The sequence below is a fragment of the Streptomyces xingningensis genome (assembly GCF_054957865.1).
The window spans coordinates 1-23647 of sequence record NZ_JBDJPF010000080.1 but is presented as its reverse complement, the minus strand read 5'-3'; the positions used below and the strand labels follow the sequence as shown (position 1 = coordinate 23647).

Here is a 23647-nt window from a genome sequence, read left to right as displayed (position 1 = left end):
CGCCGCACCGGCCGAAAGCCCAAGTACGTCCAGTACGCGGACTTCCGGCCGGCACACCGAGAGCACGCACCGGACGCCGCTCCTTTTGGGGCAAACCCCGGCCGACGCGGCACTAGCCTCAGGCCGGGCTGAGCCGCGCCTCCTCCTCCGGGCGGCGGAACATACGGGTCGCGGTGACCTCCCCGTGCACCGGTTCCGCGTCCGGATCCTGCTGGGGCAGGCCGGGCCGCAGATGCTCCTCGACGCTGATGTATTTGAGGCCCGCGCGCAGGTCCGCGTCATTGCGCAGCCTGATCACCAGCGGGAACTCGGCCAGGGCCGTGGTGTCGAACAGGCCGGTGGTGTAGAGCAGTTGCACACCGAGCGCATCGGCCACGGCCCGCTGGAGCTCCAGCAGATAGGTCGCGTTGGCCCGGCCGATCGGATTGTCCAGGAACAGTGTGCCCGCGTGCCGCTGCTTGTCGCGGCCCCGGTCGTTGCTGCGCAGCGCGGCCATGGTGCAGTACAACGCGATGGCCGCGGTCAGCAGCTGACCGCCGGAGAACACATCGCCCATCTGCCCCACCGGCACCCGCTCGGCGCGCAGCACCGCATCGGGCTTGAGGATCTCCACGGCCACACCACGCGGCAGCAGGGCCGCCCGCACTCCGCGCAGCAGCAGCGACATGCCGTCCCGGCGCAGGTCGGAGTTCTTCTTGACGGCGGAGCGGGTCGCCTCGTCGATGACCTCGCCGAGGCGCTCGGTGAGCGTGCTCTGGTCCGGGTCCTCGAAGCGGATGCGCAGGAACTCCTGGCCCGACCACTCCCCCAGCCCCTCGGGCAGCCGGGAGAGCCGCTGTGCCGAACGGAGCGTGGTGAGCGAGGACTCCACCAGCCCGCGCAGCCGGTCCACGATGCTGTCGCGATTGCGCTCCAGCTGCTCCAGCTCGTCCGTCAGCACCCGCAGCCGGGGGGCGAAGGCCTCCGCCCAGGCCGCGGCGTGCTCGGGCAGGGCGGCGGCGGGCAGTTCGCGGATCTGCCGGCGGGCCGGGGTGCGCACCTGCTCATAGCGGGTGGAGTTGGCGTGCCGGACGAGCACATCGCTTGCCTCGCGGACCGCCGTCTCGGCCGCGGAGAGCTCTCCCGCACAGCCGCGCAGCGAGCGCCGGGCCTCGGCGGCCGCCTGCCGGGCCTCCTCCAGCGTCCCGGGGTGGGGCTCGGGCCGTTCGGCCTCCTCCTGCGGGGAGTTGTCGCGCAGCAGATCGCGCAGCAGGGCCGCGGTGTCATCGAACCCGGTGGCCGCGTCCTCGGCGGCGCGGTGGGCGCGCAGCAGGTCGGCGTGTGCGGTGCGGGCGTCCGCCAGGGCGTCCGTCCGGGCGGAGAGCTCGGCGGTGGCGGTGCGCAGCAGTTCCCTGGCCCGGCCGGCGTCGGCGGGCACCCGCTCCGCGGGGAGCTCGGTGTGGGCGTCGCCGTCCGCCGGGGCGAGCCGCTCGGCCTCGCCGCGCAGCCGGCCGAGCTGTTCGCTGGCCGTGGACGCGCGGGTCTCCAGCATCTGGACGAGGGACTCGGCGCGGGCCGCCGCGGCCTGGCGGGACGGTCCGTCGGCGCCGTCGGTGCTCTCCAGGAGCTGGGCGGCGCGGGTGCGCACCTTGTTGGTGAGGCGGTCGAGTTCGGCGCGGGCGGCGCTCTCGTCGCTCTCGGCGCGGGCCTGTTCGGCGCGCAGGTCGGCGCCGACGCCGACCTTCTCATAGAGCCGCGAGGCGGCACGGTATGCCTCGCGCAGGGCGGGCAGCGAGGCGGTGGGTGCCTGAGCCGTGCCGGTGACCTCGTCGGGGGCGCCGGCGATCTCCGCCCGCTCGGCGCGCAGGGCGCGGGCCGTGCGGTGGGCGTCGTCGGCGGCGCGCTGGGCGGCGCGGCGGTCCTCATCGGCGGCGCGCGCCCGGTCCACGCACCCTGCCGCCCGCTCCTCCGACTCGGCGGCCTCCTCGGTGAGTTCGCGCAGCCGCGACTGCCAGTGGGCGCGCTCGCGCAGCCGGTGGGCGAGGCCCGCCAGCGCGTCGGCCACCCGGCGGGCGCGCTGGGCGGCCTCCTGGCGTTCGTCGCGGACCCGGGCCGTCTCGGCGGCGGACTCCTCGGTCTCGGCACGGACCGTGCGGGCCTCGGCCAGCGCCTGCCGGGCGGTGTCCGCGGCCGCGCGGGAGCGCTCGGCCTCGGCGGCCAGTTCGGCGAGCCGGCCGGGCGGGCAGCCGTCGCGCCATGAGGCGAGACGGGCGGCGAGCGTGCGGTCGCCGGCCAGCCGGGCCGCTATGGCGCGGATCTCCTCGTCCCGGGCGGTGGCCCGCTCGCGCAGGGCGGCGCGCTCCTCGTCGGCGGCGCGCTCGTCGTGCATGGCCGGGTTGGGCGGGACGAGAAACACCTCGGCGGCGCCGCCGCCTCGCGCGTCCGGATCCGGTGCCGGGGCGAGCAGCGCGGCGGCCGTGCCGACGGCGACGGCCGAGCGCGGCAGCAGCGAGGCGGCGCCCAGCACCTCGCGGGCCCGGGTGTGTGCGCCGGGGTCGGTGATGACGACGCCGTCCACCAGCTCGGGGCGGGCGGCGAGGACGGTGGCGTGGTCGGCGGGGTCCACGGCCTGGGCGAGGTAGCGCCAGCCGGGCAGCGCGGGAATGCCGTGCTCGCCCAGGTATTCGACGGCGGCCAGCACATCGGGGCTGGGCGGCAGCAGCCCGCCGTCGCCGAGCGCGCCCAGGATGCGCGAGTCATCGGCGGCGGCGGTGCGCAGGTCGAAGAGGTGCCGCTCGGCGGCGGCGACATTGTCGTCGAGCAGCTCGCGCAGCGAGTCCGCGTTGCGGTCCAACTCCTCGGCGGTGAGCGGGCCTTCGGCCCGGGTCACCGGCCGGGCCGCGCCTTCCCCGCCGCCGGGCGCCCGGCCGGGCGTCGCGCCGCCGTCGTCCGCCGCGCGCTGCCCGGGCAGCTGGCCGGAGGCCGCAGGCTGCGGAAGCCCGAGCAGCCCGGCGAGGCGCGGTGCGGCGCCGATGGACTCGGCGGCCCGCCGCTCCGTCTCGTACGCCGACTCCGCCGCCCCGGCCGCGTCGGCGGCCCGGGCCGCGGTCAGCTCCGCCCTGCCCTCGGCGGCGGCCGCCTCCTTGGCGCGGTCGGCGGCCTGCCGGGCGGCTTCGCGGGCGGCCTCGTAGGCGGCGACCGCGGGCTTCTCCGCGTCGCTGGCGGCGAGTGCGGCACGGGCGGGGTCGGTGTCGGGGGCGGTGTCGTCGAGCCACCCGGCGCGGACCGCTTCGGCGGTCTCCTGCTCGACCTCGGCCCGGCGCTGGCGCAGGTGGCCGGCTTCGCTGCGGGCGCGCTGGGCCTCGGTGGCGGCGGCGGTGGCATCGCGGTGTGCGGCCTCGCCCGCCTCCTGGAGGGTCGCGGATCGCCGCTCGTGTTCGTCGGCGAGCCGCTCGCCCTCCGCGGCCGCGGTGTTGAGGGCCCGCACCAGCTCGGTGGCGGCCTGGGCCCGGGCCGCCAGGGCCGGGGCCGCGTCGCGCTCGGCCTCGTGGATGGCGGCGGCCACCCGGGCCGAGCGGTCGGCGGCGGCCCGGTGCCGCAGCACGGTCTCGGCGGCCTGCCAGGCGGAGTGCAGGGTACGGGCGTCATTGAGCTCGCGGCGCTGGGCGGCGGCGGTCTTCTCGGCGGCGGCCAGCGCCAATGAGGCGTGCCGGTAGGCGAGTTCGGCGGCGATCAGCGAGCCGTGGCCGCGCGCCGACTCGGCGTCGGTGACCCGGTGCGCGGCGGCCGCGACCTGCTCGGCCAGCTCGCTCGCGCGCCCGCGCTCCTCGGCGCCGCGCAGGGACAGCCGGCCGGCGAGGGTGCGGGTGCGGCGCTCGGCCGCGGCGTGCACGCCGCGTGCCGTCTCCCGGCGGCCGGCCGCCTCGGCGATGCGCGAGAGCAGGTCGAGCGAACCGGCGGTGAAGTCCCGCTCGGCGGTCAGCTCGGCCCGGCGGCCCAGCTTGTGGGCGAAGCCGTGCACCAGGTCGGCGAGGCCGTCGGTGTCCCGGGTGTCGGTGACGGCGCGCAGCAGCAGATCGGTGAAGTCGGAGTCGTTCTTGACCGCGAAGAGACCGGCCGCCTCGCCCTCGTCGGCGTTCATCTCCCGCTGGTAGCGGAAGAGTTCGGGGTCCAGGCCCAGCTCGCCGAGGTGTTCGTTCCAGCGCTCGTGGATCTCCTCCCAGGCCACGTCCAGGTGAGGGTATGCCTTGCCGGCCTCGGTGAGGGCGTCGCGGAAACCCTTCATGGTGCGCCGGCGCCCCCGTGCGCCGGAGGCGCCGGACAGCGCAGCGCCGGAAGCGCCGTCGGCCGGGCCGCGCATGGCCATGGTTTCGGAGACGGGCAGCGAGTCGAGGCTGAGCCCCGGCCCGGGCCGGAAGGAGTACCAGGCCTCGGCGAACTTCCGCGGGTCGTTGGAGACTTGACGGCCGCGCCATTCGCTGACCTTGCCGACGACGATGCTTTCACCCGTCAGGACGTGCTGCCACTCCAGGGCGACATGGCCGCAGTCGTCGGCGAGCAGGAACTTGCGCAGCACGCCGGAGCTGGCGCCGCCGAGGGTGTTGCGGTGGCCGGGCAGCATCACCGAGAAGATCAGCTTGAGCAGGACGGACTTGCCGCCGCCGTTCTCCAGGAAGAGCACGCCCGCCGGTGCGGGGCGGCGTGGCGGGCCGACCGGTTCTTCCGCGAAGAACTCCGCCTGCAGGGGCGCGGGAGACGGCACCGGCGCACCGACTCCTCGCAGGTCCAGCACGGTGTCGGCATAGCGCGCACCGGCGGGCCCGATGGAGTAGAGGCGGACCCGGGACAGCTCGTACATGGCGGCGGACTCTCGTTGATCGCAGGGGTGTTGACGGTGCTCAGGAGGGGTTGTGCGCGAAGAAGGGCAGGCCGGCGTCGGCGACCAGGTCGAGGTCGTCGGCGTCGTCCGGCGGCAGCAGGGTGGCACCGCCGTCACCGACCGGCACGATGCCGAGCTCCAGCAGCTCGGCCATGGCGGCGTTGCCGGCCATGTCGCGCACCTGCAACTGATAGCGGGGCGTGGTGCGGTAGGTGCCGCCGGCGTCGTCGCCGGTGCGCTGGAGGAAGCCGGAGTCGACGAGGAAGGCGACGGCCTTGGCGATGATGCCGGTGGTGGAACCGGCCAGCCGGCGGGCGTCCTTGGTGGCGCCCGTCGCGCTCCGCCGGGCGTAGACCCGCCAGGCGGCCTCCAGGCCGGGGGCGTCGGTGCTGGGGTCGGTGTTCTCGCCCTGCTCGGCGGCCCGTTCCTCCAGCCTGCGGCAGGCCTGCCGGACGAAGGCGTCGACGCCGTTGACGGTGACGCGGCCGATGTAGCCGTCGTCGGCGAGGTCCTCGGGGCGGGGGAAGGCCATGGCGGCGACGGCGAGGTGGGCCAGGCCGTGCAGGAACCGGTCGGCGGAATCGGCGGTGGCCCGGCGGGCGTAGTCGCCCATGCGGACGGCGAAGACGGAGTCCTCGGCGGCGGTGACGGCCATCCCGGCGCGGGTGGACACCTCGAGGACGACCAGGCCGAGCCCGGCGGCGACGGCGTCCACCAGGCGGGCGAAGGGGGGGTCGTCGCGGTGCCGGCGCAGCAGCTCGGTGTACTCGGCGTCTCTGGCGGGCGCGAGTCTGGGCTGCAGGCCGAAGGCGACGAGGCGGGCCGCGTCGGCGGCGTCCGCCGGGGTGAGGGTGCCACTGCCGCTCGGGGTACGGGCCGACTCCGGGTCGGGCGCGGCGTGTTGTGCCGCGTCGTCGGTGTCGTGGTCGGTCACGGTCTGCTGCTCCTGTGGTGATGTTGCGCTGGTCGGTGGGTGAGGTGTTCGGCCCTGTCCCGCCCTTTCATCGGGACACCGGACGGGCTCATGCCGCCTCCGCTCGATCCGCGGCCATGCCGGCCGCGTCCAGCAGGGCCTGGCCCACGATGAGGTCGGCGCCGCCGAATTCGGGGTCGTCCAGCTCGGTGCCGTCGTCGACCGCGAACAGCAGCGACTGCTCGCCCTGGCGGTAGGCGGTGCCGACCGAGGGGCTCGCGGCGTGCACGGCGAGCAGGGCGACGAGGTAGGGGAGCCCGGGGTCGCGGCGGCGGGCCTCGGCCAGCAGGCCGGACAGGCGGCGGGGGGCGTCGGCCGGGAGGTCGAGCAGCTCCATGGCGCTCGCCAGCTGCGCCTCGCTGAACCGGCTGTCGTCCGGGGTGGCGATCAGATCCGGCTCGGGCATCTCCGCACCGAGGTGCTCCCGCTCGGCGGGCGGGGTGAGCAGCATGTCGACCAGATCGCCGATGCGCACCGAGGCCGGGGTGCGCAGGCCCGTACCGCGGGCGAAGAAGGCGTCGGTGACCCGCCCGGCCCGCTCCAGCGGCAGCGGCAGGACGGGCGCCACGAGCTGCCCGTACAGATCCAGGCCCGCGCGGGCGGCGGGGGTCGCGAAGGCCTGCCGGTCCTGTTCGGCGCGGAACAGCGGACCGGCCTGCAGCAGCCGGGACTGGAGCTGGGTGTGCCGGCGGATGCAGTCCTTGACGATGTCGACGAGCTCGGCGGCGCGCCGCTTGTGCTCGGCCGTCTTCGAATCGACCGCGGCCTCCGCCTCGTCGCGTGCCTTGCGGATGTTGGTGAGGATCGCGTTCTCGTGGCGGTAGCGGTCGGCGACGTGGTCGAGCGCTTCGGCGATCATGTCGGGGACGGCGCGCAGCCAGTCCACCGCACGGACGTCGCGACGGGTGGCGTCCAGGGTCCTGCGGAGGGTTTCCGCGTACTGCACGGTGCGGTAGCGGGCCTGTTCGGCGGCGAGCTGGGCATCGGCGAGCCGGCCGCGGCTGATGAGGACCTCGAGCTTGACCTCGGCGGCGATCTGCGCGCTGGTGACGTCCGTGTCGAGGGCGCCGACCAGGACGTTGACGGCCTCGTCGGTGGTGCGCAGGAAGACCGTGCCGCCGGGGCCGGGGACCTCCTCGATGAGCTTGAAGTCGTAGTCGCGGCGGACATAGGCGCCGTCCGGGCCGAAGGTGCCGTAGACGGCGCGGAAGCCCCGGTCGACGCTGCCGACGTTGATGAGGTTCTCCAGGACCCAGCGGGCGACCCGCTCGTGCTCGGCCTGCGGCCGCCGGGGGGCCTGGGCGGCGACCCGGGGCAGCAGCCTGGTCACTATCTGCTCGTGGTCGGCGCCGGTGTCGAAGTCCATGTTGAGCGTGACGAGGTCGATGGCGGCCAGGGCCACCTCGGCCATGGCGTAGCCGCCGTACTCGCCGGCGAGGTTGGCCTTGCGGGCGTCCAGGTCATGCAGGGGCGCGGTGCAGGCGAGCGCGCGCAGCCGCCGGGCCAGGCCTTCGTCGGCCGCGGGGCCCGGGGCAATGGGGGTCCCCCCTGCTCGAGCGGAGCCGAGAGCTTGGGGGAGCACGCCACCGTTGAACTGGGGCGAAGCGGCCGTCGGGGCTGGAGAAGTCACGTCGCACAGAGTAGGCGGTCGCACTGACATCGCACGAAACGGCGCGGTGGAGCACCGGCCGGATGCCGTCCGCCGAAGTTCGTCACCGAGCGGCCCGCGGCGAGAGCCCGCCGAGCGGGCCGGTGACGATCCCGGCCGCGCCGGCCACCGGCAGGGGGTGCGCCGGGTGGCGAAGCCCACGACGACCACGGAACTCCCCGGCCCCTGCCCGTTCCGGCGGGGCGACTCGCAGAGAGGGCCAGGCTATTGTTCAACAATCCTCAATGGGTGGGAGCCGACCGGAAGTTGGCCGACTGTCCGGACGACGCCCGGCGGCTCGTCACCGACGCCATGGAGGCCCGCCGATGACCGCCACCGGCCCGGCGCCCCGCAGCGCCCCCGTCCTCGATCTCAACGCCGACCTCGGCGAGGGCTTCGGCCGCTGGCAGTTGACCGACGACGACGCCCTCAGGTGCCGCCCGACGGGCGGCCGGTGGTCTTTCTCGCGGACCACCCCCACGACGGGCGGCTACCCCGTCGTGGGGGTGGTGCCGGAGGCCCGGCTGTCCGCGGCCGCGCAGGCCGTGCCGGGTACGCCGGTCCGCTTCGCGGTCCGGGGGCTCACCGGTTCCGCCGGGGCTCCGTCCCGTACCCCCCGCCCCCCGGCGTCCGTATCACCAGCACGTCCCCCGCCCGTACCGCCACCACATCGCAGCCGCCCAGCCGCTGCACCGAGCCGTCCGCGCGCACTACCTCGTTGACGCCCAGCGCCCCCGGTCCGCCGCCGGCCATGCCATAGGGCGGCACCCGGCGGTGGCCGGTGAGCAGGGCGACCGTCATCGGCTCCAGGAAGCGGATGCGGCGGACGACGCCCCGGCCGCCGTGCCAGCGGCCGGGGCCGCCGCTGCCCTGCCGGATGGCGAAGCTCTCCACCCGCACCGGGCAGCGCCACTCCAGCACCTCGGGGTCGGTCAGCCGGGAGTTGGTCATATGAGTCTGTACGGCATCCGCTCCGTCGAAGCCCGCTCCGGCGCCCGAGCCGCTCGCCACGGTCTCGTAGTACTGCACCCGGTCGTTGCCGAAGGTGACGTTGTTCATGGTGCCGGAGCCCTCGGCCTGCACCCCGAGCGCGGCATACAGCGCTCCCGTGACGGCCTGCGAGGTCTCGACGTTTCCGGCGACGGTGGCGGCCGGGAAGACCGGGGCGAGCATGGATCCCCCGGGGATGCGGACCCGGAGGGGCTTGAGGCAGCCGCTGTTGAGCGGGATGTCCTCGGCGACGAGCGTACGGAAGACATACAGCACCGCGGCCATCACCACGGAGCCGGGCGCGTTGGCGTTGCCCGGCTGCTGGGGCGAGGTGCCGGTGAAGTCGATGACCGCTCCTCGCGCGGCGTGGTCCACCCGGACGGCGACCTGGATGACCGCACCGCCGTCCGTCTCATAGCGGTACGCGCCGTCGCGGAGTCCGGCGACGATGCGGCGCACGGACTCCTCGGCATTGTCCTGCACATGCTGCATATACGCCTGGACGGTGTCCAGCCCGAACTGCTCGATCATGCGCCGCAGTTCCTGGCTGCCCTTCTCGTTGGCGGCGAGCTGGGCGCGCAGGTCGGCGAGGTTGGCATCGGGCGCGCGGGACGGGTACGGACCCGAGGTCAGCAGCTCATGGGTCGCCCGCTCGCGCAGTCTGCCGTCGCGTACCAGCAGCCAGTTGTCGAAGAGGATGCCCTCCTCGTGGACGGTACGGCTGAAGGCGGGCATGGAGCCGGGGGTGATGCCGCCGATCTCGGCGTGGTGGCCGCGCGAGGCCACCAGGAACAGCAGGCGCTCGCCCGCCGCGTCGAACACCGGGGTGACGACGGTGACATCCGGCAGATGGGTCCCTCCGTGGTAGGGATCGTTGATCGCGTAGGCGTCACCGGGGCGCATCACCCCCTCGTTGCGCCGCAGCACCTCCTTGATGGACTCCCCCATCGAGCCCAGGTGCACGGGAATGTGCGGGGCGTTGGCGATCAGGTTGCCCGCCGCGTCGAAGAGGGCACAGGAGAAGTCGAGCCGTTCCTTGATGTTGACGGAGTGCGCGGTGTTCTCCAGGCGCACTCCCATCTGTTCGGCGATCGCCATGAAGAGGCTGTTGAAGACCTCCAGCAGCACCGGGTCGGCCTCGGTGCCGACGGCCGGGGTGCGGGGAAGCGGCCGGACGCGGCTGAGCAGCAGATGCCCGCGGTCGCCGACGGTCAGCTGCCAGCCGGGGTCCAGCACGGTGGTGGCGTCGGCCTCGGCGACGATCGCGGGACCGGTGAGGACGTCCCGCGGGCGGAGCCCGGTGCGCTCGTACAGCCGGGTGTCCCGCCAGCGGCCCCGGGTGAACATCCGCACGGTCGCGGCGGGTCGGGGTCCGGTGTGGCGCGGCGGCCGCCCGGGGACGTCGGCCCGCGGCTCGCCCGCCGCGCCGACGGCCTCCACCGACACGGCCTCGGCGACCAGTGGCTTGTCCATGGTGAAGGCATAGCGGGCGCGGTGGGCCCGGGCGAACTCCTCGGTCATCGCGGTGACGCCGCCCAGCGGAACCGGGATGGCGGCGTCGGTGCCCGCGTAGCGCAGGTGCACCCGGGCGGTGGTGGTCACGGTCTCCTCGGGGACGCCGTCCGTGCGGAGCTCGCCCCGGGTGAGGTCCGCCAGCCGGGCGCACTCCGCGCGGATGCGGGGCAGCGTGGTCTCGTCCAGCCGGGCCTCGACGGCCTGTTCGCGGATGGCGGTGGCGTCGGCCACGCCGATGCCGTACGCGGACAGCACACCGGCGAGCGGCGGCACGATCACGGTGCCGATGCCCAGGGCGTCGGCGACCGCGCACGCATGCTGGCCGCCCGCGCCGCCGAAGCTGGTCAGCGCGTAGCGGGTGATGTCATGGCCGCGCTGCACGGAGATCTTCTTGACGGCGTTGGCCATGTTGAGGACGGCGATGTCGAGGAATCCGGCCGCCACTTCCTCGGGGCCGCGGCGGTCCCCGGCGGCCGCGGCGGTCTCCTCGGCGAGCCGGGCGAACCGCTCGCGGACCGTCCGTGCGTCCAGCGGCTGGTCGCCGCCCGGGCCGAAGACCGCGGGGAAGTGGTCCGGCTGCACCCGGCCGAGCATCACATTGGCGTCGGTGACGGTCAGCGGGCCGCCCCGCCGGTAGCAGGCGGGGCCGGGCACCGCACCCGCCGAGTCGGGGCCCACGCGGTAGCGCCGCCCGTCGAAGTGCAGGACGGAGCCGCCGCCCGCGGCCACCGTATGGATGTTCATCATGGGGGCCCGCATCCGCACCCCCGCGACCTCGGTGCCGAAGATCCGCTCGAACTCCCCGGCGTAGTGCGAGACATCCGTGGAGGTGCCGCCCATGTCGAAGCCGATGACCCGCCGGTGTCCGGCCTCGGCGGACGAACGGGCCATGCCGACCACGCCTCCGGCGGGCCCGGACAGCACGGCGTCCTTCCCCCGGAAGTGTGCGGCCGCCCGCAGCCCGCCGTTGGACTGCATGAACATCAGCCGCACACCGCGGAGTTCGCGGGCCACCTCGTCGACATAACGGCGCAGGATCGGCGAGAGATAGGCGTCCACCACGGTGGTGTCGCCGCGGGACACCAGCTTCATCAGCGGGCTCACCTCATGGGAGCAGCTGATCTGCGGGAAGCCGAGCTCGCGGGCCACCCCGGCGACGGCCTGCTCGTGTGCGGCATGGCGGTATCCGTGCAGGAAGACGATGGCGACGCTGCGGAAGCCGGCCCGGTGGGCCGCGCGGAGCGCCTCGGCGGCCACCGCCAGGTCCGGCGCCCGGAGCACGGCGCCCCGGGCGTCGATGCGCTCCGGGACCTCGATCACCCGGCCGTAGAGCGCCTCGGGCAGCACGATATGGCGGTCGAACAGCCGGGGACGGTTCTGGTAGGCGATGCGCAGGGCGTCCCGGAAGCCCTCGGTGACGACCAGGACCGTGGGCTCGCCGGTGCGCTCCAGGAGGGCGTTGGTGGCGACGGTGGTGCCCATCTTGACGACGCCGATCCGGTCGGCGGGCAGGGGGTCGCCGGGTGCCAGGCCGAGCGTCAGCCGGATCCCGGCGACGGCCGCGTCGGGATACCGTCCGGGGTCGTGGGACAGCAGCTTGCGGGTGACCAGCCGGCCGTCCGGCCGCTTGCCCACCACATCGGTGAAGGTGCCACCGCGGTCGACCCAGAACTCCCAGCATCCGGTCATCCGGCCCATGCGGCCATTGTGGGCCTCCTCCGGCCGCCCGCGCGGGCCGTCCCCGAGGCGGGGTGCCCGGTCATGCCGCCGCACCCCACCCGCAGCGCAGATCCAGCACCTCCCGGTAGTGCTCCAGCAGCCGGTCCCCCACCGCCGACCAGCTGCGGCCGAGTACGGACGCCCGCCCGGCGCGCCCGTACTCGGCCCGCATCCGGCGCCCGGCCTCCAGGGTCAGCACCGCCTCGCGCAGCGCCCCGGCGTCATGGGGCCGTACCAGCAGCCCGGTGCGGGCGTGCTCCACCAGGTCGAGCGGGCCCCCCGCGGCGGGTGCGATCACCGGCACTCCGCTGGCCTGTGCCTCCTGCACGGTCTGACAGAACGTCTCCAGCGGTCCGGTGTGGACGAAGACGTCCAGTGAGGCGAAGATCCTGGCGAGTTCGTCGCCCGTGCGGCAGCCGAGGAAGCGCGCGCCCGGCAGGGCCGCCCGCAGCCCGGCGGCATGCGGTCCGTCGCCCACCACGACGACCCGCACACCCGGCAGTGCGCACACCGGCGCCAGCAGTTCCACCCGCTTCTCGGGGGCGAGACGGCCCACATAACCGACGATCAGCTCGCCGCCCGGCGCCAGCGCGCGGCGCAGCTCCAGGTCGCGCCGCGCGGGGTGGAAGCGCTCGGAGTCCACGCCGCGCGGCCACAGCCGCACCCGTGGCACGCCGTGCTCGGCCAGGTCACGGGCGGCCGAGGCGGAGGGCGCGAGGGTGCGGTCGGCGGCCCGGTGCACGGTCCTGATCCGGCGCCAGGCGATGTTCTCGCCGACGCCCAGGTACACCCGGGCGTAGCCGGCGACGTCGGTCTGGTAGACGGCGACGGTGGGCACGCCGAGCCGCACCGCGGCCGCCATGCCGCGGGCGCCGAGCACGAACGGGCTCGCCAGATGGACGACATCGGGGCGGTGCGCGGCCAGCACCGCGAACAGCCGGCGGCTCGGCAGGGCCACCCGCACCTGCGGATAGCCGGGCAGGGGCAACGAGGGCAGCCGGACCACCGGGCAGGGGCCGCCGGCGTCCGCCGTATCCCGGGCCTCGCCCGGGCCGGGGCGGCGGGCGGGGGTCACGACCAGCGTCCGATGACCGCACCGCGCCAGATGGCGGGCGGTCTGCCAGGCGCAGTGGGCGACGCCGTTGATGTCGGGGGGAAACGATTCGGTGACGATGGCGACTCGCATATGGACGTTCTCCATAGCGTGCGCGTGACGTGGGCCACGTGGATCTTTCCCCCGGGCAAACGTCCTGTGAGCGTTGCCCGTGCGCGGGATTCGGCTGCCGCTGCCCGCGATCGCCCCGGTCCGCGATTCAGTCGACGCCGCGGATGATGTGCGGCTCCGGATCGTCCTCGTCGGCCGGGCCGGGGTCGTCATAGGCCGCCGCCCGGCGGGTGGCGAGTGCGGCGTTGCCGGGGACTTCCAGGACCTCGCTCAGGACCTCGCTCCGCCCGGTCGCGCGCTGTCGTGGGCGGTCTTCCTGCCCCTCGGGGTGTTCCATGAGGTGGTTCCTCCCCCTTGAAAGTGCCGGGTGGTACTGGTGCGGGGCGTTGTGCCCCGAATGAACCTTCCCCGGCCACCCGTCCGGTACGCCGCCCTCGCATGGACGTCATCAGATCGGACTATTCACCCGCTATTCAGGCGAATTCACCTCCAATCGGGTTAAACTGCAAGAAGGTCCGAACCGACTTGGAAAGAAGGTGGCTGATGTGACCGCCCCTACGTCACCCCGGATCGAACAGCACCCGGACATCAAGGCGCTCCGCGCCCACTCCGAGGAGACGACGGCGACTCCCGCCGCCCAGGCCGTCGAGGCCCTCGCAGTCCTGTGCGGCATCTACTTGGCCGCCTCACCATGGATCGTGGGTTTCAACGGCTCGTCCACCCTGGCCGTCACCAACCTGATCACCGGCGTCGCATTCGCCTGCCTGGTCGGCGGCTTCGGGTCCGCCTATGAACGCACACACGCCATGAGCTGGGCCGCCCTGGCCATCGGCGTCTGGACGATCATCTCGCCATGGGCCGTGTCCGGCCGCACCTTCGGCATGGCCGCCCAGCTCAGCAATGTCATCGTGGGCGCCGTCTGCTGCCTGCTCGCCCTCGCCCTGGCCGGGCTGGGCATGCGCCGGGCACGCAACTGACGGAGGCCCCCTCGGAAGATCCCGTCAGGCCTCCTCGGCCGCGACGGGGCGGGCGACCCCGGTCCCGGGCGGACTCACGCCCGGGGCCGGGGCGCCGGCATCGGCGGCCCAGCCCGCCCGGTCGCCGCCGTCGCCGAGCGCGCGCCGCGCCCGCTTGCGCAGCTGCGTGTCCATGTCACGGCGGATCCGTCCGATGATCTCATCCATGTCGGGCATGCGGGCGACAGTAGAACCCGCGCGGTGCCCATGCGGCACGAGGGCGGCGCCTTTCACCCGGCCGGATGAACGGCCTCCGCTCCCGGGCCGGTCCCCAACGGGCCGCCCGGCTGGGCGACTTGCCGCACACGCCACGAAATCACCGCAAGCCGGGCCACATTTGACAGCCTGTCAGGAAATGGCCGCCCGCCCACCGCCCGCCGCGTACCAGCGGTCGCCGCGCCGCTCCGCCAGCCCGTGCCCGGCCAGCTCGTCGATGTGCCTGAGGATGGTGCGCGGCTGATAGCCCACCGCCCCGCACAGCTCGTCCACGGATGCACCCCCGGCACCGCGGGAGCGCAGACCGTCCCAGGTGCGCGCCGCATGGCGGCCCAGCCGTGGCGCCGACGGCGAGTCCGGGTGCGACTCCGGGCGGGCCGCGGGCGGGCGGGACGAGCCGACCGGCCGCGGGGTGCGATTGACCCGGCGGTGCCTGCGGCCCTTCTGGCGCTTGCTCATAAACCACTCTCCGTCCTGCATGGTGGATACCGGCTGGTGCCGACGGGTCAACTCAGCGCCGTCCCGGCCGGTTACGAACGTCGCACTGAGTGCACGACGCATGACGTACGGCAATCACAAGTATCCGGCCCAGAACCACCCAATACCGGATATGTGACGCTAGGGGCGTGCAGATATTGATTACGGAGGAAGTCACGGGGTTCACCGGATCACGGGGAAACCTTGGAAAACCTCGGGTTTCCCCGGGTCGGGGCCGATCATCATGACGGGTGTGACCGTGGAAACCGTACGCGCCGAGGGCAGCGACCGGGGGGACCCTCCTCCGGCGTCCTCCGACACGCCCGGGCAGCGGCGCCGACGTGAGGCGCTGCTGCTCGGCTTCGCCGTCCTGATCAGCTGTTTCGGCTATCTGTACACCGGCCTGGCGATCGAGGACCGCATTCCCCCCGGGCTCCCCGGATTCGCGGGCAGCATGGTGTGCCTGGCCCTGGTGCCGCACCTGGTGGTGCGCCGCTGGGCCCCGTACGCCGACCCGCTGATCCTGCCGCTGGCCACCCTGCTGTCCGGGCTGGGGCTGGTGCTGCTGTTCCGGCTGGACTTCGCCTACAGCGCGCGGTACCACTCCGCGGGCACCGCCTCCGGCCAGCTGATGTGGACCGTGATAGGCGTGGCCGTCTGCATCGGCGTGCTGATGCTGCTCAAGGACCACCGGCGGCTGCAGCGCTACATCTATCTGACGATGGCCGTGGCGCTGGTGCTGCTGATGGCGCCCGCGGCCTTCCCCGGCGACACCTACGGCGCCAAGCGGTGGATCTTCCTCGGCCCGCTGTCCTTCCAGCCGGGCGAGTTCGTCAAGACCATGATCGCGATCTTCTTCGCGGGCTATCTGGTCACCCACCGGGACGCCCTGGCACTCACCGGCCGCAAGGTGCTCGGGGCCCGGCTCCCGCCGGGCCGCCAGCTCGCCCCGATCCTCGCGGTGTGGGTGCTGAGCCTGCTGGTGCTGGTCCTCGAGCGGGACCTGGGCACCTCGCTGATCTTCTTCGGGCTGTTTGTGGTGATGCTGTACGCGGCCACCCAGCGCACCAGCTGGGTGGCGTGCGGCCTGCTGATGGCGGTGGTCGGAGCCGCCGCCGTGGGCTCGATGGAACCGCACGTCAAGGGCCGGATCGTGGCCTGGCTGCACCCCTTCGACATCTATCTGCCCAAGGGCCAGCGGCCCCCGGGGCTGATCTCCGACCAGGCCGCGCAGGCCCTGTTCGGCTTCGGCAGCGGCGGGGTCACCGGGACCGGCCTGGGCCAGGGCCACCCCGAACTGATCGGCTTCGCCGGGCGCAGTGACTTCATCCTCACCACGGTCGGCGAGGAGCTGGGGCTCGCCGGGATGATGGCGGTGCTGCTGCTGTACGGGCTGCTGGTGCAGCGCGGACTGAGTGTGGCGCTGCGCTCGCGCGACCCCTTCGGCAAGCTGCTGGCGGTGGGGCTGGCGGCGGCGCTGGCGCTCCAGGTCTTTGTGGTGGCCGGCGGCGTCATGGGGCTCATTCCGCTGACCGGCAAGGCCCTGCCCTTCCTTGCGAAGGGCGGCTCGTCGCTGGTGGCCAACTGGCTCATGATCGCGCTGCTGATCAGAATCAGCGACGGCGCGGGCAGGGCGCGCGAGCGCCCGGCGCAGGGCTCCGGCCGGCCCCCCGCGCCGTAGCGGCGCCGCGGCCCAGGGGGCACCGTGGAGGGTCCAGGACTCCATGTCCATGACCAGCCAGGGTGTCCCCTCGCCGAAGGAGCCTCAGCCGTGCCGCACACCCGTCCCGCACGGCGCCGGAGCGGGGCGCTGTGCGCCCTCCTCCTCGCGCCCCTGCTCGTCCTGCTCACCGCCGTCCCGGGCACCGCGGCCCCGCCACGCCGCGCCCCGGTCGCCGAGACCGACCGGGGCCCGGTGCGCGGCCGGGCGCACGGCTCGTACGACACCTTCGAGGGCATCCCCTTCGCCGCACCGCCCACCGGGCGGCTGCGCTGGCACGACCCGGTGCCCGCGCGTCCCTGGCACGGCATACGGGACGCCGGGGCACCCGGCCCCCGATGTGCGCAGGCCGCCCAGGACACCGGGGCGGCGACCGGCTCGGAGGACTGCCTCTACCTCAATGTCACCGCGCCGGCGCGGGCCCGGGGCCGGGGTCTGCCCGTCATGGTCTGGCTGCACGGCGGCGACTTCGTCTTCGGCTCGGGCGACGTCTACCGGGCCCAGCGGCTGGCGGTCCGGGGCGATGCGGTGGTGGTCACCGTCAACTACCGGCTCGGCGTCTTCGGGTTCTTCGCCCATCCGGCACTCGCCGGGACCGGCTTCGGGCTCGCCGACCAGCAGGCGGCGCTGCGCTGGGTACGGGCCAACGCACGGCACTTCGGCGGCGACCCGCACCGGGTGACCCTGTTCGGCGAATCGGCCGGTGCCATCAGCGTGTGCGCGCACCTGGTCTCGCCCCGGGCGGCCGGGCTGTTCCGGCGGGCCGTGCTCGAGAGCGGCTCGTGCACGACCAGCATGCCCGCGAACGGCCCCACCCCCGGGCTGCCCGCCTGGAGCCCCTGGGTGCCGCTGCGCGACGCCCGGTCCGAGGGCGCCGACGCGGCCCGCCGGCTCGGCTGTACGCACCCGGACCGGGCGCTGCGCTGCCTGCGTGCGCTGCCCGCCGGAAAGCTGGCGACGGCCGGCCTGATGCAGTCGTTCTCGTTCGTCCCGTACGGCACCGGCCTGCTGCCGCTGCGGCCCGACCGGGCCCTGGAACAGGGCCGCTTCCACCGGGTGCCGGTGGTCCAGGGGACCAACCACGACGAGATGCGCTACTTCGTCGCCGCCTCCTTCGCCGCACACCCCGTCCATGACGAGCGCGGCTACCGGGCGCGGCTGCGGGACAGCTTCGGCACCGCGGCCGGGGCGGTGGAGGCGCGTTACCCCGCCGCGCGCTACCCAACCCCCGCCCTCGCCTGGGCCGCGGTGCTCACCGACCGGTCGTTCGCCTGCACCACGCTGCGGGCCGACCGCGCGCTGGCCGCCCGGGTGCCGGTGTACGGCTATGAGTTCAGCGACCCCGATGCGCCGAACGCCTTCGGCCTGCCGACGGTGCAGGAGGTCCCGTACGGCGCCGCGCACGCCTTCGAGCTGCCGTATCTGTTCGTCCTCCCGGCCGCCTTCACCCCGGCGCAGCGCACGCTGTCGGCGCGGATGACCGATGCCTGGACGCGGTTCGCCCACACCTCCGCGCCGGGCTCGCACTGGCCGCGCTTCCGGGCGAAGGCACCGCTGGTGCAGTCGCTCGCCCCCGGGCCGGAGGGCATCCGCCCGGTGGATCCGGGCCGGGAACACCACTGCACCTTCTGGGACCGGCACGGCGCCTGACCCGCGCTGCGGGCCGCTCGCCCGCGGTGCCCGATGGGGGCATGCTGCGGCTCCGCGGCGCAGGACCGGCGCCGGCCGCAGCACCCCGCGAGATGCCCGGCTCCGCCGCGTGGGCGCGGCCGGCCACGGACGCCCGCGGCCGGTTCCGCACACCCGGCGGAGCGCTACCCCTTGCCCCGGAAGAGCTCCACCAGATCCTGGCGCCCGAACACCCCCGCGGCCTCGACCGCCGACGGCGTCCCGGCCGCGGGGTCGGCGCCGTGCGCGAGCAACAGCCGCACCACCTCGTCCTCGCCCTTGAAGACCGCGCCCGCCAGCGGCGTCTGGCCACGATCGTTGGCCCGGTCGGCATCCGCCCCGCGCTGCAGCAGCGCTTCCACCGCGTGGGCATGGCCGTGGTACGCGGCCAGCATCAGCAGCGAGTCGCCCCGGTCATTGGTGAGGTTGGCCGGAACCCCGGCATCCACATAGGCGGCGAGGGTGTCGGTGTCGCCGTGCCGCGCCAGGTCGAAGACCCTGGCCGCGAGCTGGAGCACCTCGGGGTCGTGGGCGGGCTCGGATGCGGGGGGCTCGGTCATCGTCTGCGGTCCTCCGGTGTCGGCCGCCGATGTGACGCATCGGCGTATGGGTGCATTGCCCGGCTGTGCGCCCCACCCTACGTACGGCGGCGCCCTGCTCCGCCACGCCGGAGCCATCCGGGTGATTTGAAGGACAAGTCACTCTTACGCCACCGCTCCCGTTTTCCCAATCCGGCACTTGCTGTGACGCTGTAAGGACTCATGGTGACCACCCTCACAACCAGGAGAACCCCATGATCCTCTCGATCTCCGGCGTCGTACTGCTGGGTGTCATCGTGTTCCTGTTCTTCCGCAAGGACGGCCTGAAGGCGTCCCACGCGCTGGTGTGCGCGCTCTTCGGCTTCTATCTCGCGAGCACGGCCATCGCACCCAGCATCCGGGCGGGCGGCGCCAGCCTCGCCGGCCTGCTGGGCGGGCTGAGATTCTGACCCCTCCACCCCACCGGGAGGCCGATGTGGGCCGCCGAGGACACCACCGACCGCCGGCCGGCCGGTCTCCGCTCACCCATGGGCGCGAGCTGGCGAGCACGGCCGCCGACAGCGCCCTGGACGCGCTCCACCCGCTGTTCACCATCGCGCGCGGCCTGCGCTCACTGGCCGCCGCCGGGCGCCGCGGGTGGGCCCGGACGCCGGCGGACCGGCGCGGTTCGGCCCTGCTGCTGGCGGCCTCCTGCCTGCTCATCGTGGCGCTCGTGCCCTACGGCCCGCCGCTCGCCGCGGCCGCCCTGCTGGCGGCCGGGGCCTGGCGGGGCCGGGACCGCAGGCCCGCCGCGGCGGGCGCGGACGATCCGGACGCCGTCCGGCTCCAGGCGCTCTACGACGCCCTGGTGCCCTACTTCTCGTCCCCCCTGGACCCGGCACCGCTCTATGCGCACGACGGCGACTGGCAACAGGCGTTCGACGAGCCCGCCTTTGGCGACGACGGGCGGCTGGTCGCGCTCCGGCTGCGCTATCCGGCCTACTTCACCGACGGCGAGCCCGAATCCCGGGCCAGGATCGAGCGCCTGCTGCAGATCAAGGCGGGGCGCGGGCGGGAGTACCGGTTCGACTGGGACGAGGAGGCCGGCCGGCTGTCGCTGCATGCGCTGTCCCCGCTGCCGACCGACATCTGGGCCCAGCGGTTTGTGACCGCGCCCGGGGAAACCGTGCTCGGCTTCACCGACCCCTGCGCGGTGCAGCGCACCCTGCCGGTGGCCGCCGGCGAACTGACCCATGACGTCCCCCCGGTGATCTGGCGCACCGGGCAACGCTCCACCGAACCCCACCTGTTGGCCCTGGGCCGGGCCGCCTCCGGCATCACCACCCTGCTGCGCTCGATCACGCTGCAGGCCCTGCACCAGGGCGAGGTGGTGGTGATCGACGGCAGCGGCACGGGCCAGTACTCCTGCCTGGCCGGGCGGGAGGGCGTACTGGCCGTCGAGTCTTCGCTCACCGGCGCGCTCGCCGCCCTGGAGTGGGCCTCCCATGAGACGCAGCGGCGGCTGATGGCGGCCAACCAGGCCCGCCGGCAAGGGCATCCGGCCCCCGAGGACATCCGCCGGCCGCTGTGGATCGTCGTCGACCGCCCCGCCGCCCTCAGCGAACTCGCCGCGGGCGAGGGGCGGCCCGACCCACAGGAGCTGCTGCAGACACCCCTGCGGCACGGGCGGACCGCGAACGTCACGGTCACCGTGGGCGAGGACATCGACGGCGAGCGGCTGCTCACCGAGCCGGTACGTGCGCACACCCGGGCCCGGGTGGTGCTGGGCGCGGTCGGTCACGACCAGACCCTGGCGGCCCTCGGCGCACCCCCGCTCACCACGCCGGTCACCGACGTCCCGCCGGGCCGGGGCTATGCGCGGCTGGGTTCCGGGCCCGTGCTGCGCCTCCAGGTGCCGGCCACCCCGGATCCCCAGGACGAGGAGACCTGTGAGGCCCAGCGCCAGGCGGTGCTGACGCTGCTGCCCCGGTGGCCGGCCGAGGGCTCAGGCGACGTAGGTGCGTGGGGACTCGGCGGCGACGGGGGCGCCGGCCGCCACCAGCCGGACAGCCTCGGCGAGCCGGGCGGCCGCCTCCTCGGCGACCGGCCCGCGCACGGTGAAGGGCAGCCGGACGTAGCCTTCGAAGGCGCCGTCGACGCCGAAGCGCGGACCGGACGGCACGCGTACCCCGAGTTGCTCCCCGACCTGGGCGATGCGCGAGCCGGAGAGCCCTCCGGTGCGGGTCCACAGGGTCAGGCCGCCGCGTGGGACGGTGAACTCCCAGTCGGGCAGGTGGCGTCCGAGGGCGGCGACGACGGCGTCCCGGCTCTCGCGGGCCTCGGCACGCCGTATGTCGAGGGCGGCATCCCAGCCTTCGGTGTTGAGCAGCCAGGTGACGGCGAGCTGTTCGACCACGGGTGTGCCGAGGTCGGCGTAGGCGCGGGCCGCCACCAGGCTGCGGATGACGTCCGGCGCGGCGCGCACCCAGCCGATCCGCAGCCCGGCCCAGAAGGACTTGCTGGCCGATCCGACGGTGATGACGGCATTGCCCGCGGGGTCGAAGGCACAGACGGGGCGGGGCAGTTCGAGGCCTGGTTCGAGCAGCAGGTCGGCCATGGTCTCGTCGGCGACGAGTACGGTGCCGGCGGCCCGGGCCGCCTCGACGAGGGCGCGGCGCTGCTCCTCGGGGGCGAGGGCACCGGTCGGGTTGTGGAAGTCGGCGATGACGTAGGCGAGGCGTGGAGCGGCGTCGCGCAGCACCTGGCGCCAGGCGGGCAGGTCCCAGCCGGCGAGCCGGTCGGCCATGGCGACGGGCACCAGGCGGGCACCGGCTTCGCGCATGAGCTGAAGGACATTGGCGTACGAGGGTGATTCGACGGCGACCCGCTCACCGCCGCCGGCCATCAGCCGGCAGATGGCACCGACGGCCCCCATGGCACCGGTGGTGACCATGATCTGCTCGGGCATGGTCGGGATGCCGCGCGCGGTGTAGCGGTCGGCGAGGGCCCGGCGCAGGGCGGGCAGGCCCGCGGGGTAGTCGCCATGGGTGTGCGCATAGGGCGGCAGTTCCTCGAGGGCGCCCTGGAAGGCGCGGGTGAGCCAGGGTTCGGGGGCGGTCAGCGCGGCGCAGCCCAGGTCGATCACCGAGCCCGCGGCCTCCGGCGGCAGCGGGTCGAGCGCGCGGGTGGGCAGCGGGTTCCCGGCCGGCACCGCGGTCCAACTGCCCGCGCCGCGGCGGGACTCGAGGAACCCCTCGCCGCGCAGCGCCTCATAGGCGGCGGCGACGGTGGTGCGGCTGACGGAGAGGGCGGCCGCGAGCTCCCGCTCGGCGGGCAGCCGGGCGGCCACCGGCACCCGGCCCTCGAGGACGAGCAGCCGGATGCGGTCCGCGAGGGAGCGGTAGGCGGGCACCCGGCGGCCGTTGATGGACGTCACGACGGACCGGGTGCCGCGTCCGTACTGCGCGTCGAGGAGACGGGCAAGCTGCTGGGCACCCACTGAAGCGGTCCACTGACTCATCTCTGCAGTCCACTTTCTCGAAATTGGCCATGGTTCATGCGCTGTCCCAGTCCACAGACTGCCATGCAACAGACCACTTGCACCACTGCCAGGTGCCACCGGCCCTGGCTCCCGGGGAGGGATCTTGTCCACATCAAGGGGGTTCACCCGAGCACTGCGGCTCACCCGCCGTCTCGGACAGCTGTATGTCGGCCTGGTGCTGTACGGGGTGAGCGCGGCCCTGCAGCTTCGGGCGGGGCTGGGGCTCGATCCATGGAATGTGCTGCATCAGGGGATCGCCCGCCACTCCGGCCTGTCGGTGGGCACCGTCCAGATCATCGCCGGCGCGCTGGTCCTGCTGCTGTGGGTGCCACTGCGGCAGCGGCCGGGGCTCGGCACGGTCTCCAATGTGGTGGTGCTCGGCCTGGCGATGGACGCCACCCTGAGCCTGGTGCCCGGGCCCGGCTCGCTGTGGCTGCGGGTGCCGCTGCTGGTCTTCTCGGTGGCGCTGTGCGGAGCGGCGACCGGGCTCTACATCAGCGCCGACTTCGGCCCGGGCCCGCGGGACGGCCTGATGACCGGACTGCACCGCACGACGGGCCGCTCGGTGCGGCTGGTGCGGACCTGCATCGAGGCGGCCGTCCTGGCGTCCGGATTCGCCCTGGGCGGCTCGGTGGGCGTGGGGACGGTGCTCTTCGCCGTGACCATCGGCCCGCTGTCGCAGCTCTTCCTGCGCCTCTTCGCCCCCGCGAAGGCGGAGCGGCCGGCCGCGGACACCGCTGCCACCCGTCCCGGCCACCCCGGATGCGCCCTCACACCCGCCCCCGTGCAGGACTGAAACCAGCGAGCGGGTAGTGTACGCCCTCGACCCACCGGATGAACCGTTACTGCGCGCTAAAGCCATGGAAACGCAGGGTGACATCTGTTGTCAGATGTGACAAACCGGGCGCCGATGGGTACAACAAGGGGCGGCACGACGGGCGACGCATGTCCCTCAACGGGAATCTTCACCGCCGACCGGACGTTGACCGGATGACGACGACAGCGACACCTGTCCTGTGGGCGACAAGCCCGGGAGGCACGAATTCATGAGTGAGCGAGCTCTCCGCGGCACGCGACTTGTGGTTACCAGCTACGAGACCGACCGCGGCATCGATCTGGCCCCGCGCCAGGCGGTGGAGTACGCATGCCCGAACGGCCATCGATTTGAGATGCCGTTCTCTGTAGAGGCGGAGATTCCGCCGGAGTGGGAGTGCAAGGCGTGCGGCGCCGTGGCACTCCTGGTGGACGGCGACGGTCCCGAGGAGAAGAAGGGGAAGCCCGCGCGTACGCACTGGGACATGCTCATGGAGCGGCGCACTCGCGAGGAGTTGGAGGAGGTACTGGCCGAGCGGCTGGCCGTCCTGCGCTCCGGCGCCATGAACATCGCTGTGCACCCGCGGGACACCCGCAAGTCGGCCTGAGGGCCGCACAGCACAGTCGGCAAGGGCCCGGGCCCCCGCGGTGGCACGGGGGGGGCCGGGGCCGGGGTTGGTCACCCGCCGGGCCGGGCGCCCCGGGCCACCCGGCCCGGCGGGGCGGGGGCGGGTGGCGCCCCACCGGGGGGCTATGTGCGCTTGTTGCGGCCACTGGCCCCCACCCCCCAAAGCGGCCCCGGCCCGGCCT

16 protein-coding genes and 2 pseudogenes are annotated in these 23647 nt (G+C 74.3%); 8 read left to right on the top strand and 10 right to left on the bottom strand.

Features of this window, described 5'->3' with window-relative positions:
* Positions 1-118 precede the first annotated feature (118 nt).
* The 3 genes from ABCR83_RS29200 to ABCR83_RS29190 form a co-directional block, all read right to left on the bottom strand.
* Positions 119-4837 (bottom strand): hypothetical protein, encoded by a 4719-nt coding sequence (locus ABCR83_RS29200; RefSeq protein ID WP_462698223.1) that lies wholly within the window; start codon positions 4835-4837, stop codon positions 119-121.
* Positions 4838-4877: 40 nt separating this feature from the next.
* Positions 4878-5792 carry a hypothetical protein gene (locus ABCR83_RS29195; RefSeq protein WP_462698222.1) on the bottom strand — a complete coding sequence of 305 codons (915 nt, stop codon included), beginning with the start codon at positions 5790-5792 and terminating at the stop codon, positions 4878-4880.
* 88 nt (positions 5793-5880) lie between these two features.
* On the bottom strand, positions 5881-7461 hold the full coding sequence (locus ABCR83_RS29190; protein ID WP_462698221.1) for a hypothetical protein: 1581 nt from the start codon (positions 7459-7461) through the stop codon (positions 5881-5883).
* Positions 7462-7909: 448 nt separating this feature from the next.
* Between ABCR83_RS29190 and ABCR83_RS29185 the strand changes: the two are divergent.
* A pseudogene (locus ABCR83_RS29185) lies at positions 7910-8054 on the top strand (allophanate hydrolase subunit 2 family protein); the annotation flags it as partial.
* A gap of 7 nt (positions 8055-8061) precedes the next feature.
* Here the strand turns inward: ABCR83_RS29185 and ABCR83_RS29180 are convergent.
* From ABCR83_RS29180 to ABCR83_RS29170, 3 genes are all read right to left on the bottom strand, one after another.
* On the bottom strand, positions 8062-11673 hold the full coding sequence (locus ABCR83_RS29180; RefSeq protein ID WP_462698226.1) for a hydantoinase B/oxoprolinase family protein: 3612 nt from the start codon (positions 11671-11673) through the stop codon (positions 8062-8064).
* Between the two features lie 70 nt (positions 11674-11743).
* On the bottom strand, positions 11744-12889 hold the full coding sequence (locus tag ABCR83_RS29175) for a glycosyltransferase family 4 protein (RefSeq protein ID WP_462698220.1): 1146 nt from the start codon (positions 12887-12889) through the stop codon (positions 11744-11746).
* 127 nt (positions 12890-13016) lie between these two features.
* Positions 13017-13205, bottom strand: a complete 189-nt coding sequence (locus ABCR83_RS29170; protein ID WP_462698219.1) for a hypothetical protein — start codon at positions 13203-13205, stop codon at positions 13017-13019.
* A gap of 208 nt (positions 13206-13413) precedes the next feature.
* Here ABCR83_RS29170 and ABCR83_RS29165 point away from each other — a divergent pair, with 208 nt between their 5' ends.
* Positions 13414-13845 carry an SPW repeat protein gene (locus tag ABCR83_RS29165; protein ID WP_462698218.1) on the top strand — a complete coding sequence of 144 codons (432 nt, stop codon included), beginning with the start codon at positions 13414-13416 and terminating at the stop codon, positions 13843-13845.
* 24 nt (positions 13846-13869) lie between these two features.
* On the opposite strand, the gene ABCR83_RS29160 is transcribed toward ABCR83_RS29165, so the two are convergent.
* Complete coding sequence (locus tag ABCR83_RS29160) at positions 13870-14061, bottom strand: hypothetical protein (protein ID WP_462698217.1); 192 nt, start codon at positions 14059-14061, stop codon at positions 13870-13872.
* 171 nt (positions 14062-14232) lie between these two features.
* Complete coding sequence (locus ABCR83_RS29155; RefSeq protein WP_462698216.1) at positions 14233-14559, bottom strand: hypothetical protein; 327 nt, start codon at positions 14557-14559, stop codon at positions 14233-14235.
* A 367-nt stretch (positions 14560-14926) separates the two neighbouring features.
* Here ABCR83_RS29155 and ABCR83_RS29150 point away from each other — a divergent pair, with 367 nt between their 5' ends.
* Together ABCR83_RS29150 and ABCR83_RS29145 are read left to right on the top strand one after the other, a co-directional pair.
* Positions 14927-16258, top strand: coding sequence for an FtsW/RodA/SpoVE family cell cycle protein (locus ABCR83_RS29150; protein ID WP_462698225.1), 1332 nt, complete (start codon positions 14927-14929; stop codon positions 16256-16258).
* A 90-nt stretch (positions 16259-16348) separates the two neighbouring features.
* Positions 16349-17947, top strand: coding sequence for a carboxylesterase/lipase family protein (locus tag ABCR83_RS29145; protein ID WP_462698215.1), 1599 nt, complete (start codon positions 16349-16351; stop codon positions 17945-17947).
* A gap of 164 nt (positions 17948-18111) precedes the next feature.
* On the opposite strand, the gene ABCR83_RS29140 is transcribed toward ABCR83_RS29145, so the two are convergent.
* The gene (locus tag ABCR83_RS29140) at positions 18112-18525 is read right to left on the bottom strand and encodes an ankyrin repeat domain-containing protein (RefSeq protein ID WP_462698214.1); all 414 of its coding nucleotides are present in this window, start codon (positions 18523-18525) and stop codon (positions 18112-18114) included.
* Positions 18526-18758: 233 nt separating this feature from the next.
* Between ABCR83_RS29140 and ABCR83_RS29135 the strand changes: the two genes are divergently transcribed.
* Together ABCR83_RS29135 and ABCR83_RS29130 are read left to right on the top strand one after the other, a co-directional pair.
* Positions 18759-18953 carry a hypothetical protein gene (locus tag ABCR83_RS29135; RefSeq protein ID WP_462698213.1) on the top strand — a complete coding sequence of 65 codons (195 nt, stop codon included), beginning with the start codon at positions 18759-18761 and terminating at the stop codon, positions 18951-18953.
* Between the two features lie 26 nt (positions 18954-18979).
* Positions 18980-20470, top strand: a pseudogene (locus ABCR83_RS29130) (hypothetical protein); the annotation flags it as partial.
* Between the two features lie 18 nt (positions 20471-20488).
* Here ABCR83_RS29130 and ABCR83_RS29125 read toward each other — a convergent pair.
* Positions 20489-22003 (bottom strand): SCO1417 family PLP biosynthesis transcription factor, encoded by a 1515-nt coding sequence (locus ABCR83_RS29125; protein ID WP_462698224.1) that lies wholly within the window; start codon positions 22001-22003, stop codon positions 20489-20491.
* Between the two features lie 124 nt (positions 22004-22127).
* Between ABCR83_RS29125 and yczE the strand changes: the two genes are divergently transcribed.
* Together yczE and ABCR83_RS29115 are read left to right on the top strand one after the other, a co-directional pair.
* The gene (yczE, locus tag ABCR83_RS29120; RefSeq protein ID WP_462698212.1) at positions 22128-22820 is read left to right on the top strand and encodes a membrane protein YczE; all 693 of its coding nucleotides are present in this window, start codon (positions 22128-22130) and stop codon (positions 22818-22820) included.
* A 250-nt stretch (positions 22821-23070) separates the two neighbouring features.
* Entirely contained in the window at positions 23071-23445 is a 375-nt protein-coding gene (locus tag ABCR83_RS29115; RefSeq protein ID WP_004948858.1) for an RNA polymerase-binding protein RbpA, read from the top strand.
* The last annotated feature ends 202 nt before the right edge of the window (positions 23446-23647 follow it).